At 68.1% G+C, this 12,898-nt stretch carries 11 protein-coding genes; 8 read left to right on the forward strand and 3 right to left on the reverse strand.

The window, feature by feature from the left end; all coding sequences use genetic code 11:
* The 5 genes from hutU to H0264_RS20310 all read left to right on the forward strand — a co-directional run bounded on the left by hutU (position 1) and on the right by H0264_RS20310 (position 5,984).
* Positions 1–1,677 (forward strand): urocanate hydratase, encoded by a 1,677-nt coding sequence (gene hutU, locus H0264_RS20290; RefSeq protein WP_181585695.1) that lies wholly within the window; start codon positions 1–3, stop codon positions 1,675–1,677.
* Positions 1,678–1,726: 49 nt separating this feature from the next.
* Entirely contained in the window at positions 1,727–3,157 is a 1,431-nt protein-coding gene (locus H0264_RS20295) for a purine-cytosine permease family protein (RefSeq protein WP_181579002.1), read from the forward strand.
* An 11-nt stretch (positions 3,158–3,168) separates the two neighbouring features.
* Positions 3,169–4,344, forward strand: coding sequence for an imidazolonepropionase (gene hutI / locus H0264_RS20300; protein WP_181579003.1), 1,176 nt, complete (start codon positions 3,169–3,171; stop codon positions 4,342–4,344).
* A gap of 319 nt (positions 4,345–4,663) precedes the next feature.
* Positions 4,664–5,626, forward strand: a complete 963-nt coding sequence (gene hutG, locus H0264_RS20305) for a formimidoylglutamase (RefSeq protein WP_181579004.1) — start codon at positions 4,664–4,666, stop codon at positions 5,624–5,626.
* Positions 5,627–5,657: 31 nt separating this feature from the next.
* Positions 5,658–5,984, forward strand: a complete 327-nt coding sequence (locus H0264_RS20310; protein ID WP_181579005.1) for a hypothetical protein — start codon at positions 5,658–5,660, stop codon at positions 5,982–5,984.
* Between the two features lie 16 nt (positions 5,985–6,000).
* Here the strand turns inward: H0264_RS20310 and H0264_RS20315 are convergent, their stop codons facing one another.
* A complete protein-coding gene (locus H0264_RS20315; protein WP_181579006.1) occupies positions 6,001–6,696 on the reverse strand; it encodes a TetR/AcrR family transcriptional regulator in 696 nt (231 codons plus the stop codon).
* A gap of 129 nt (positions 6,697–6,825) precedes the next feature.
* On the opposite strand from H0264_RS20315, the gene H0264_RS20320 reads away from it, so the two are divergent.
* The 3 genes from H0264_RS20320 (at position 6,826) to H0264_RS20330 (ending at position 9,880) form a co-directional block, all read left to right on the forward strand.
* Complete coding sequence (locus H0264_RS20320; RefSeq protein WP_181579007.1) at positions 6,826–8,415, forward strand: succinic semialdehyde dehydrogenase; 1,590 nt, start codon at positions 6,826–6,828, stop codon at positions 8,413–8,415.
* A gap of 40 nt (positions 8,416–8,455) precedes the next feature.
* Positions 8,456–9,280 (forward strand): SDR family NAD(P)-dependent oxidoreductase, encoded by an 825-nt coding sequence (locus tag H0264_RS20325; protein ID WP_181579008.1) that lies wholly within the window; start codon positions 8,456–8,458, stop codon positions 9,278–9,280.
* Between the two features lie 138 nt (positions 9,281–9,418).
* The gene (locus tag H0264_RS20330; RefSeq protein ID WP_181579009.1) at positions 9,419–9,880 is read left to right on the forward strand and encodes a hypothetical protein; all 462 of its coding nucleotides are present in this window, start codon (positions 9,419–9,421) and stop codon (positions 9,878–9,880) included.
* Here H0264_RS20330 and helR read toward each other — a convergent pair.
* Together helR and H0264_RS20340 are read right to left on the reverse strand one after the other, a co-directional pair.
* Positions 9,852–12,041, reverse strand: coding sequence for an RNA polymerase recycling motor ATPase HelR (gene helR, locus H0264_RS20335; protein ID WP_181579010.1), 2,190 nt, complete (start codon positions 12,039–12,041; stop codon positions 9,852–9,854). The two genes, H0264_RS20330 and helR, sit on opposite strands and share 29 nt — an antisense overlap.
* A 142-nt stretch (positions 12,042–12,183) precedes the next feature.
* Positions 12,184–12,882 carry an HAD family hydrolase gene (locus tag H0264_RS20340; RefSeq protein ID WP_181579011.1) on the reverse strand — a complete coding sequence of 233 codons (699 nt, stop codon included), beginning with the start codon at positions 12,880–12,882 and terminating at the stop codon, positions 12,184–12,186.
* Positions 12,883–12,898: the final 16 nt, after the last annotated feature.

A 12,898-nucleotide genomic window follows, 5' to 3' on the forward strand; every position in this document is an offset into this window, starting at 1 on the left:
ATGGATATCTCCACTCCCGGGCACGAACCCCGGACCGTGCGCGCACCCCGCGGCGCCGAGCTCACCACCCAGGGCTGGCAGCAGGAGGGCGCGCTGCGCATGCTCATGAACAACCTCGACCCGGACGTGGCCGAACACCCGGACGCACTGGTCGTCTACGGCGGTACCGGGCGCGCGGCGCGCAGCTGGGCGGCCTTCGACGCCATGGTCGCCACACTGAAGACGCTGCGCGACGACGAGACCATGCTGGTGCAGTCGGGCAAGCCGGTCGGAGTGTTCCGCACCAGCGAGTGGGCGCCGCGGGTGCTCATCGCGAACTCGAATCTCGTTGGCGACTGGGCCAATTGGGAGGAGTTCCGGCGGCTCGAGGAACTCGGGCTCACCATGTACGGGCAGATGACCGCGGGGTCCTGGATCTACATCGGCACCCAGGGGATTCTGCAGGGGACCTACGAAACCTTCGGGGCGGTCGCGCGCAAGCGGTTCGGCGGCACGCTGGCCGGAACCATCACGCTCACCGCCGGTCTCGGCGGCATGGGCGGCGCGCAGCCCCTGGCAGTCACCATGAACGAGGGCGTGGCCCTCTGTGTGGACTGCGATGTCACCCGCATCGATCGGCGCATCGCGCACAAGTACCTGGATGTGAAGGCCGAGAACCTCGACCACGCACTGGAATTGGCGATCGCGGCGCGGGACGAGCGGCGGCCGCTGTCCATCGGCGTCGAAGGCAATGCGGCGGAGGTCTTTCCGCTGCTGCTCGAACGCGACGCGCCCATCGATATCGTCACCGACCAGACCTCCGCCCACGATCCGCTCGCGTATCTGCCGCTGGGCGTGGACTTCTCGGATATGAAGACCATGTCGGAGAAGGATCCGATCTGGTTCACCGAGCAGGCGCAGCAGTCCATGGCGGCGCATGTGGCGGCCATGGTCGGATTCCAGGATCGCGGGGCGGAGGTCTTCGACTACGGCAACTCCATTCGCGACGAAGCCCGCAAGGGCGGGTTCGAGCGCGCCTTCGACTTCCCGGGCTTCGTGCCCGCCTACATCCGGCCGCTGTTCGAAGAAGGACTCGGCCCGTTCCGCTGGGCCGCGCTGTCCGGCGATCCGGCCGATATCGCCGCCACCGACCGCGCCATTCTCGAATTGTTCCCGGACAATGAGCATTTGCGGCGCTGGATCACGATGGCGGGGGAGAAGGTCGCCTTCGAGGGACTGCCCGCGCGCATCTGCTGGCTCGGCTACGGCGACCGGCATCGCGCCGGGCTCAGGTTCAACGAGATGGTGGCGAGCGGAGAACTGAAGGCCCCCATCGCCATCGGGCGCGATCACCTCGACTCCGGTTCGGTCGCATCGCCCTACCGCGAGACCGAGTCCATGCGCGACGGTTCCGACGCGATCGCCGACTGGCCGCTGCTCAATGCCCTCGTCAATACCGCCTCCGGCGCGTCGTGGGTGTCCATCCACCACGGCGGCGGCGTGGGCATGGGGCGGTCCATCCACGCCGGACAGGTGTGCATCGCCGACGGCACCGAACTCGCCGCTCGCAAGATCGAAGCCGTGCTCACCAACGATCCGGGCATGGGCGTCATCCGGCACGCCGACGCCGGATACGAGCACGCCATCGACACCGCCCGCGAACGCGGCGTGCGCATCCCCATGAACGAACAGCAGTAACAGAACGTCCGAGATCCCCAGGGACACAGCAAGAAAGAAGGCCGAGACCATGACGCACGACGGTCCCGCCGACGTCGTTCTCACCCCCGAACGGCACACCATCGACGTCGTCCCCGACGCCGAACGCCACGGCAGCCCGCGCAGTCAGTTCACCCTCTGGTTCGGCGCGAACATGCAGATCACCGCGATAGTCGATGGTGCGCTGGCGGTCATCTTCGGCGCGGACGCGCTGTGGGCCATCATCGGCCTGCTGATCGGCAATGTGGCCGGCGGCGCGGTCATGGCGCTGCACTCCGCGCAGGGACCGAAACTCGGTCTGCCGCAGATGATTTCCTCCCGCGCGCAATTCGGGGTGCGGGGCGCGGTGGTACCGCTGCTGCTGGCGATTCTCATGTACCTGGGGTTCGCGGCCACCGGCACCGTGCTGGCGGGGCAGGCCATCGCCAAGATCCTGCACATCGACAGCCCGCAACTCGGCATGGTCATCTTCGGGCTGCTGACCGCGTTCATCGCGGTCACCGGCTACAAACTGATCCACGTCGTGGGCCGGGTGGCCACGGTGGTGGGGATCGTCGGATTCACGTATCTGGCCATCCGGTTGTTCTCCGAATACGACGTGCCCGCGCATCTCGGCGTCCAGGGCTTCGAGATGGCCACCATCCTGCTGGCCATCGGATTGAGCGCCGGCTGGCAGCTGACCTTCGGACCGTATGTCGCCGACTACTCGCGGTACCTGCCGCGCTCCACCAGTGACCGCGCCACCTTCTGGTCCACGTTCTGCGGCACCGTGATCGGCTCGCAGTGGTCGATGACCTTCGGCGCGCTGATCGCCGCCGTGGCGGGCAAGGCGTTCATGAAGGATCAGGTCGGCTTCATCGGTGATCTGGCCGGACCGGCCGCCGTGGCCGTTCTCATCTACCTGGTGATAGTGATCGGCAAGCTCACGGTGAACGTGCTCAATGCCTACGGCGGCTTCATGTCCGTGCTCACCACGGTGACGGCCTTCGGTGGCGTACAACGTATTTCGACCCTCGCCCGCACCGCCTACATTCTCGGCTTCACCACCGCGGCGACCCTGGTGGCGGTGGCGGCCAGCGCCGACTTCCTGAACAACTTCAAGAACTTCGTGCTCTGCCTGCTCATGGTGTTCACGCCCTGGAGTGCGATCAACCTGATCGACTACTACCTGATCTCCAAGGAGCGCTTCGACATTCCCGCGCTCTACGACATCTCCGGCCGCTACGGGGCCTGGAACGCGCCCGCCCTGGGCTGCTACGCCATCGGCGTACTCGCCCAGATCCCGTTCCTGGCCACCAAGTTCTACACCGGACCGATCACCGAGAAACTGGGCGGCGCGGACATCTCCTGGATCGTGGGCATCGTCCTCACCGCGGCCCTGTACTACCCGCTCGCCAAACGCCTGAACAACCCGCCGCCGCACATGATCTACCCGGCGGACACCGAGATCGCCCGAGCCTGAGAGGAATTCGCGTGGCGACGTACGCAGTCACCGATATCGGAACGCTGGTCACCAACGACCCGGCCCTGGGCGACGGCCCACTCGGTGTACGCCGGGACGCCGCAATGGTTTTCGAGGACGGTCGGGTCGCCTGGGTCGGCGACAGCCGCGACGCTCCCGCCGCGGATTCCGGCCGCTCGCTGCACGGTCGGGCCCTGCTCCCGGGGTTCGTGGAAAGCCACTCGCACCTGGTGTTCGCCGGCGACCGGGCCGAGGAGTTCGCGGCCCGCATGACCGGAAAGCCCTACACCGCAGGCGGAATCCGCACCACCATCGCCGCCACCCGGGCCGCCTCCGACGAGCAGCTGGAAGCGAATATGCGCCGGCTGCTGGCCGAGGCCCGCCGCTCCGGCAGCACCACGGTCGAATGCAAGTCCGGCTACGGCCAAACCGCCCACGACGAACTCCGCAGCGTCCGCGTCGCCGAACGCATGACCGACGAGGTAACCCTCCTCGCCGCCCACGTTCCCCCACCCGAGTACGCCGGCCGCGCCGACGATTACGTCGCCATGGTCATCGCCGACATGATCGAACCCTGTGCCGCGCACGCGAAGTGGATCGACGTCTTCTGTGAACGCGGCGCCTTCGACGCGGATCAATCCCGCGCGGTGCTGAAAGCCGGTGTGGCACAGGGGCTCGTGCCCAGGGTGCACGGCAACCAGCTCGGCCCCGGCCCGGGTGTGCGCCTCGCGGTCGACCTGGAAGCCGCCTCGGTCGACCACGTCACCTACACGACACCCGCCGATATCGACGCTCTCGCAGGTAGTTCCACGGTCGCCACCCTGCTGCCCGGCGCGGAATTCTCCACCCGCCACCCCTACCCGGACGCCCGCGCCCTCATCGACGCCGGTGTCACCGTAGCCCTCGGCGCGGACTGCAACCCCGGCACCAGCTACACCACCAGCCTCCCCTTCTGTATCGCCCTCGCAGTCCGCGAAATGCGCATGACCCCCGAAGAAGCGGTCTGGGCGGTCACCGCGGGTGGCGCGAAAGCCCTGCGCCGCACCGACATCGGCCACCTCGGCCTCGGAGCCCGCGCCGACGCCATCGCCCTCGACGCCCCTTCCTACCTCCACCTGGCGTACCGCCCCGGCGTGCCCTTGATCCGCGAGGTCTGGAAGGACGGCGTGCTGAGCGTCGGCAGTTAAGGGCCAGGCGTGCGCACCCGTGGCGCTCACCTATGGCAACAACCGGCGCCGAAGGGCTGACCTGGGGAGCCGGCAACCCGGCCGACCCCGGCTGACCCCGGCGCGTCGGTCCGCCCCCACCCCGTCATTCCGGCATGCTTTCAGCCGGAATCCACCACATTCGGCGCTGTTATGCGGGTGTGGATCCCGGCTGAAAGCGCGCCGGGATGACGGGTGCGCCGGGTTGACGGGGTGCGGTGGGATGACCGGGTGCGCCGGGGACGGCGGCGGCTCGGTAGTGGCGGCCCGTCCGCGCAGGATCGATCAGTAGGAGATTCGCATGAGTATCGAAGTGGACACCGCGCCCGCACCGTGGACCGGGCGGTCGGATGGGGCGACGCCGGAGCATCTGCGGTGGCATCAGGCGGTGCGGCCCTACGACCCGGCCACGACGGACAGCCGGTGCGTGCTCATCGGTTTCGCCAGTGATGAGGGCGTTGGCCGGAACAAGGGGCGGGCCGGGGCCGTGGCGGGGCCGGACGCGTTGCGCGGCGCGCTGTCGTCCCTGGCGCTGGCCGATCCGATCATCGTCGAGGACGCCGGAACAATCGCGGTCGCCGACGCGAACCTGGAAGGGGGACAGGCCCGGCTCGGCCGCGCCGTCACGGCAGCCATCGACGCCGGCCGACTTCCGGTGGTGCTCGGCGGTGGACACGAGGTCGCGTTCGGTACCTATCAGGGCGTGTCCGCGGCAGGTATCCGCACCGGCCTTCCCCGCCTCGGAATCCTCAATCTGGACGCGCATTTCGACCTGCGAGCCGATGCGGTCCCCAGCTCCGGCACCCCGTTCCGGCAGATCCTCGAGGCCGAAACGGCCGCCGAAACCTCCTGCCGCTACGACGTTCTCGGGATCAGCCAGCCCAGCAATACCCGGGCGCTGTTCGAAACCGCACGTCGGCTCGGGGTGCGCTACCTCGTCGACGACCGTTGCGGTGTCACCGATTCCGAGCAGGTCGATGTCTTCGTGGACGCGCTGCTCGATGCCGTCGATCTCGTCTACCTGACCATCGACCTGGATGTGCTGCCCGCGGCGGTGGCTCCCGGTGTGAGCGCGCCCGCGGCCTATGGTGTTCCGCTCGAGATCGTTCAGCGCGTCTGTGATCGCGTGACCGCCAGCGGCAAACTGATCGCCGTCGATGTGGCGGAACTGAATCCGGCCTTCGATATCGACAACCGCACCGCGCGCACGGCAGCCCGCCTCATTCACCGCATCGTCACCCGCCACCGCCCGGTAACCCCGTGAATCCGGTCCGGGCGCGCGTAGGCTCGCGCGGGTGACCGAACAGGGGCAGTACGCCCGGTATCGCGAGGATTCGACAGTGCTTGCGGCCATAGGCGACTCGATCGCGCCGGAGGTCCGCCTGGTCTGCGTGCGGCTGCCGGTGGCGCTGGCCGAGGCGGCCGTGGCTGCCTGGAATCGGGACGAGACCGGTGAACTCGGTGCGGAAAGTCCTGAGCAGTACGCATTGCGGGACCGGGCCGCGGAATTGGCGCTGATCGGGTTGGCGGTCTCGGAGCGCGGGCGGCGCGAAGGGGACGTGGTGGTGGTCGAGTTGCCCGTCGAGTCGGTGGCGGCGGCGATTCAGGCGGCGGGCCGCTGATCCCGCGGTACGCGAATCACGGTGTGCCCGCGTCGAAGAAGCCCGGGAGGGCCAGGGCGTATTCGACGTCTTCACGGCGGCCCAGCATGGCCAGCACGCCGCGGATCATGGTGGTGCGAGCCTCGGCGATGGTCGTCGGATCGGGTTCGGCGTCTGGGGCGCCCGCGGAGATGCGGTAGACGACGAATTCGCAGATCTGCATGGCGGTTTCGAGGGCCAGGTCGGTGGGGGCCGGACGGCCGATCTCGGCGAATTTGCGGTGCACCAGGTCGCGGATCTGGGACAGGGCGGCGTCACGGTAGCCGAACACAGGGGAGGCCTGGTCGTGTAGTTCGGCGAAGAGGGGGGCCAGCATCGGGCCGTGGCCGCGTGCCCAGTAGAGGTACGCCTCGATCATGTTGATGCCCAGCTGGACCGGTTCGATGGTGTCCTCCAGCGCCCGGCCGATACCGCTCACCAGGTCCTCGTTGGAGGTGGCCATGATCGCGTGCAGGGGTTCGGTGGCATTGGCGAAGTAGCGGTAGAAGGTGGGGCGGGCCAGCCCGGCCCGTTCGATGATGCGGGCCACGCTCAGGCCGCGCGAGCCCTGTTCGGCGAAGACGACGGCGGTGGCCAGCACGATGCGGGCGCGGACCTGGTCGGCCTGTTCCTCGGTCTGCGGGGGACGGCCACGCCGAGGAGTGCCAACGGCGGCCGCCGCTGCTTGTGTCATCTCCCAGTCCTTCCGATCGCGCTTGACACGAGGTGCGTGCCGTCCATTAATCTAACACCAGTGTTCATGTAACACCGGTGTTCAGTAAATGCCTCACTGCCGGTCCTAGTTCTCTGAGAGGGCGCATCAATGACGACTGCCCCGCAGCTCGCTGCCGCCGACGCGCTGCCCTTCGATCCAGCGCTGCCCCACGACCTCGTGCAGCGGCTGCTCAGCCATGCCGTCGCGGGCGGCGCGCCCGGAGTCGAGGTGTTCGCGCCCGCCACCGGACGCAAGATCGCCGATCTGCCGCAGTCCTCGGTCGCCGACGTGGAGACCGCCTTCGCCACCGCGCGCGCGGCCCAGCGGCAGTGGGCCGAGGTGCCCGTGGCCGAACGCGCCGCGCTGCTGCGGCGCATCCACGACCTGGTGCTGGCCGAGCAGGACACCATCCTCGACATCATTCAGCTCGAGACCGGCAAGTCGCGGGTGCACGCCTTCGACGAGGTCTCCGATGTCGCGGTGAACACCCGCTACTACGCCGCCGAGGGCAAAAGGCTGCTGGCCCACCGCAAGCCGCGCGGCGTCATGCCGGTGCTCACCCAGGTCGAGGTGCGCAATCGGCCCAAGGGTGTCGTTGCCGTCATCTCGCCGTGGAACTACCCGCTCGCGCTGGGCGCCTCCGACGCGCTGCCCGCGCTGCTGGCCGGCAATGCCGTCATCGGCCGCCCGGACAATCAGACCGCGCTGACCCTGCTGTGGGCCATCGACATCGCCGAGCGCGCGGGCCTGCCCAAGGGCCTGTGGCAGGCGGTGCTCGGACGCGGCGCGGTGGTCGGCACCGAGGTCATCGCCCGCGCCGACTACGTCGACTACACCGGTTCCAGCGCCACCGGCCGCACCATCGCCCAGCAGGCGGGGGAGCGGCTCATCGGCTACTCGCTCGAATTGGGCGGCAAGAACCCGCTGCTCGTGCTCGCCGACGCCGATGTCTCCGCCGCCGCGAAGATCGCGGTGCGCGCCTGCTTCGCCTCGGCCGGGCAGCTGTGCGAGTCCATCGAGCGAATCTATGTGCACGACAATGTCTATGCGCAGTTCGTCGCCGAATTCGTCGAGCACACGAAGAAACTCACGCTCGGCAAGACCCTCGACTTCGACTACGAGATCGGGTCGCTGACCTTCCCGCGCCAGATCGACACCGTGAGCAAGCATGTCGACGATGCGGTCGCCAAGGGTGCGAAGGTGCTCGCGGGCGGCAAGGCCCGCCCGGACCTCGGCCCGTACTTCTACGAGCCGACCATCCTCGAGGGCGTGCGCGAGGGCATGACCGTCTACCGCGAGGAGACCTTCGGCCCGGTGGTCTCGGTCTACCGCGTCGGCAGTGACGACGAAGCCGTCGCGCAGGCCAATGACACCGCCTACGGCCTCAATGCCAGTGTGTGGAGCCGCGATACCGATCGCGCCCGCGAGGTCGCCGCGCGGGTGAACGCCGGTTCGGTGAACGTGAACGAGGGCTTCATCGCCGCGTGGGGTTCGGTGGCCGCGCCGTCGGGCGGACTCGGCATTTCCGGCACCGGTCGCCGCCACGGACCGGAAGGTCTGCTGAAATACGTCGACACCCAGACCATCGCCGTGCAGCGGGTGCTGCCGATCGCCCCGCTGCCCGGCATGTCCGAGCAGTTGTGGGCCAAGACCATGACCCTCTACCTGGGCGTCATGAAGACCTTGCGGCAGAAGTGATCTTCCGACCTACACGATCGAGACAGGGGTACACGAGGGTATGAAGACGGTAGCGGGCAAGAAGGTCCTGGTCACCGGTGCGGCCATGGGCCTGGGCAAGTCGTTCGCCCAGCGCGCGGTCCGCGAACGCGCCGCCGACGTGGTGCTGTGGGACATCAACGCGGAAGCCCTCAAGGAAACCGCGGCCGAGCTCGCCGCCGAGGGCGGCAGTCGCATTCACCACTACGTGGTCGACGTATCCGACCGCGACGCCATCGCCGAGTCCGGTGCGGCCGTGCGCGATCAGGTCGGCGACATCGACGTGCTGGTCAACAATGCCGGCATCGTGCGCGGCAACGGCTACTTCTGGGAGACCACGAACAAGGCCGACATCGACAAGACCATGGCCATCAATTCCCTTGCGCCCATGTACATCACGCTGGAGTTCCTGCCCGCCATGGTGGCGGGCGGCCGGGAGTCGCGGGTGCTGAACATCGCCTCCTCGGCGGGCCTGGTGGCCAACCCGCGCATGAGCGTGTACGCGGCCTCGAAGTGGGCGGCGCTGGGCTGGTCGGATTCGGTGCGCCTGGAACTCGAGCAGTCCGGCAACGAGCACATCAAGTTCACCACCGTGTGCCCGACCTACATCAATACCGGAATGTTCGACGGCGCCAAGGGATTCTGGTTCACGCCGATTCTGGAGCAGGAGGCCGTCGTCGACACCTCCTGGGACGAGATGAAGAAGGGCGGCCCGCTGGTGGTGCTGCCCTGGACCTCGCGGCTCAACCGCGCCATCTCCGGGCTCCTACCCCTGAAGGTGCGCGACTTCTACCTCAATACGGTGGGCGTCTACCACTCGATGGACGAATTCACCGGCCGCAAGTAGGGATTCGAGCGGCAGGGCCCGCACGGGTGTGCGTGAGCGCACCGTGTGGGCCCTTTGTCGCTTGTGCGCCAACGGCTTTCGAGCGCAAATAGAACGAGTTACATTTCCGGCGGGAGCAACGAGGCACCGAGGAGCAGCATGATCCACACCGACACCCTGGCCGCGACGACGATCGAGCTGGGTATCGACACCCGAATCACCCTGGCGGCAGCGGGATTGCTGTTCGTGCTGGCGCTGCTGCTCGGCGTGTGGAAGTACCAGCAGATCCGCACCTCTCCCGACGCCACCGCGCACGTCTACGTCGACATCGCGCATCGGGCCACCCTGCTGTACTCCTTCGCCACCCTGCTGCTCGCGGTGTTCACCGAACTCAGCGCCTGGCCGACGGCGGTGAATCTCATTGCCGACGTGGTGATTCTGATCTTCTTCGTCGCCGCCATCGCGGCCTACATCGTGCACGGCTGGTTGCGCGACACCACCAACCAATTCCACGGCCAGACCGACAAGGCCGGCACGCATATCTCCATGGTCAGCCTGATCGTGGGAGAGGTCGGCGGGTTCCTGGTGCTGTTCAGCGGGTTCGTCGCGGGGCAGTTCTGAGCTCGAGCCCGGACAGGGCCTGCGGCAGCGGGCCCTCGTGCAGGATGCCCAGGCGCTGGGTGGCGCGGGTCAGCGCCACATAGAGCTCGGCCGCGCCGCGCGGGCTCTCCGCCTGGATGCGTTCGGGATCCACCACCAGCACCGCGTCGTACTCGAGGCCCTTGGTCTCCGACGCGGGCACCGTGCCGGGGACGCCGTGCGGGCCGATCACAATGCTCGTGCCCTCCCGTCCGGCTTCCTCGCGCACGAATTCCTCGATGGCGGCAGGCAATTCGCTGACGGTCAGCTGCCGCGCCCACGGCTGGACGCCGCACGCGCGCACCGATTCCGGCGGCCACACGGTGGGTGCGAATTCGGCCAGCACCGCCGCGGCGATCGACATGATCTCCGCCGGGGTGCGGTAGTTCACCGTCAGCGAGCGGTACTTCCAGCGACCGGGCACATAGGTGTCGAGCATCGCACCCCACGAGGTCGCCCCGGCGGCCGAACTGCGCTGCGCGAGATCGCCCACGACCGTGAAGGATTTGCCCGGACAGCGCCGCATGAGCACCCGCCAGTCCATGGCCGACAGCTCCTGCGCCTCGTCGACCACAATGTGCCGGTAGGTCCAATCCCGGTCCGCCGCAGCACGATCCACGAGATCTCGGGTATCGCGTTCGACGAAACGCTCGGCCAGATCCTCGGCGTAGAGCAGGTCGGTGGCGAACAGGTGGTCCTCGTCGTCCATGTGATCCTCACGGTTGACCATGAGTTCCAGGACGCCCGCGGCGTATTCGGCCTGCGCCTTGCGTTCGCGTTCGGCGGCGGCTTCCTCGGCGGTGCTGTCGTGCCCCAGCAGATCCACCAGCTCGTCGAGCAGCGGGACGTCCGACACCGTCCAGGCGTCGCCGTGCTCGCGGTACAGCGCTTCGGGCGCGCCCGCCGCCTCGAGGCGTTCTGTCGATGAATACAGCTCCGACAGCACGGTTTCCGGGGTGATGGTCGGCCAGAGGTCGTCGAGTGCGGTGGTGAACGCGTCGTTCTCCGCGAGCTCGCCGATCAGGTCCCGGCGCATCTGCTCCCACGCCTCGCGATCATCGCGGGTGAGCCAGCCCTTGCCGATGCGGCCGATCGCCCGCTCGGTGAGCACATAGGTGACGATCTCGGTGAAGGTCGCGCGCGCCTCATTGTGCGGGCGTCCGCTGCCGCGCGCCTCCTCCCGCGCCCACTCGGCGGTCGCGGCATCGATGCGCACGGTGACGTCCGACAGTTCGACGAGGATCGGGTCTTCCGGCACCCGTTGATAATTCGCGACCGCCCTGGCCAGTACGTCCAGAATCTTCAGCGACCCCTTGTGCCGCGCGGCCTCCTGGGTGTCCTCGGCGGTGACCTGAAGACCGGGCACGAAGTCGCCCGTTGTCATGAACACCACATTGGTCTCACCCAGCGACGGCAGCACCCGGCCGATGTGGTTCAGGAAGGCCGGATTCGGGCCCACGACGAGCACGCCGTGCCGTTCCATCTGCTCGCGCTGCGTGTACAGCAGGTAGGCGACGCGGTGCAGCGCCACCACGGTCTTGCCGGTGCCCGGACCGCCCTCGATCACCAGCACGCCCGGATGATCCAGGCGAATGATCTCGTCCTGCTCGGCCTGAATCGTGGCGACGATGTCGCGCATGCCCTCGCCGCGCGGCGCGTTCACCGCCGCCAGCAGCGCCGCGTCACCGCGCTCGTGCTCGCCGGGACGGCCCAGCACCTCATCGGTGAAATCCACCACGTCGCGCCCACGCGAGTGGAATTGCCTGCGCCGCCGCATGTTCTCCGGATTCGCGGCGGTCGCCACATAGAACGCCCGCGAAGCCGGTGCGCGCCAATCCATCAGCAGCGGCTCGAACTCGTTGGCCTCGTCGTAGATGCCGATGCGCCCGATGTAGGAGTGTTCGCCGGTCACCGTGTCCAGACGGCCGAAGCACAGCCCGTTGTCGGCCACATCCAGGCGCTTGACCTCCTTGGCCAGCGCCCGCACCTCGACATCCCGGTCCACCAGGGTGCCGCCCTTGCTGCGCAGCGCCGCGCTGTAGTTGCCCCGCACTCGCGCACGCTCGGCATCGAGCCGCGCGTACAGCTCCGCCACGTAACCCTGCTCGGATCGCAGTTCGTCTCGATACGCCTCAGTCGGCACTTGCCCTCCATTCCCGCAGGTTCTTGGCCTCGGCGGACGATTGTGCGCCATGATGGGGGCCTTGCCGCAAGTCCCCGTATGCGTTATATGTTGATAGTGGAAGAGAGTTGCGGCTCGCTTCTATTCTTTTTTCCACCGCCGTTCAGCGCCCGCTCGTGGTGAGCAGCTCGGCCAGTGAGTGAATCACAGTGACACCGATATCGGGTGTGCTGCCCGCCTGTGCGCGGTCCAGCCAATGTGCTTGCAGCCCCGCGTCTCTCGCGCCCAGGGCATCCACGTCGTAGCGGTCGCCCACATAGGCGACCTCGGCCGCAGGCAGTCCGAGCAGCTCGCAGCCGGCCAGGAAGATGCTCGGATCCGGTTTGGCGACACCGTATTCCGAGGAACACACGATGGCCTCGCCGAAATGGGGGAGCAGGCCGACCGCGCGCAGCTTGCCCACCTGATAGTCGCGCGAGGAATTCGAGACGACGCCGAGCGCGAGGGTGCTCGCCAGCGTCTGGAGGGTCGGCGCGACATCCGCGAACGCCTGCCAGGTGGTGTCGCGCAGGGCCGCATAGGCGTCGAACCAGGCGGCCGGATCGTGCCCGACGGCGCCGGCCTGGGCCAGCAACCGTTCGGTGCGCAGCAGTTGCTGACCCCGGAAGGTGAGTTCACCGGCCAGGTAGCGCGGGTACAGCTCCTCCTCGAGGTCGCGCCAGAGCGTTGCCGCGGCCTCCGGCGACTCGAAGCGCTCAAGCAGCTGATCGGCGGCCAGCTGCCGCAGGACCGCGGTGCGCGCCGAGGCCGCGTAGTCGATGAGCGTGTCGTCGATGTCGAAGAGGATGCCGCGAATCGTCACCAATCCACGCTACCGG

Source organism: Nocardia huaxiensis, from assembly GCF_013744875.1.
Taxonomy (GTDB): domain Bacteria; phylum Actinomycetota; class Actinomycetes; order Mycobacteriales; family Mycobacteriaceae; genus Nocardia; species Nocardia huaxiensis.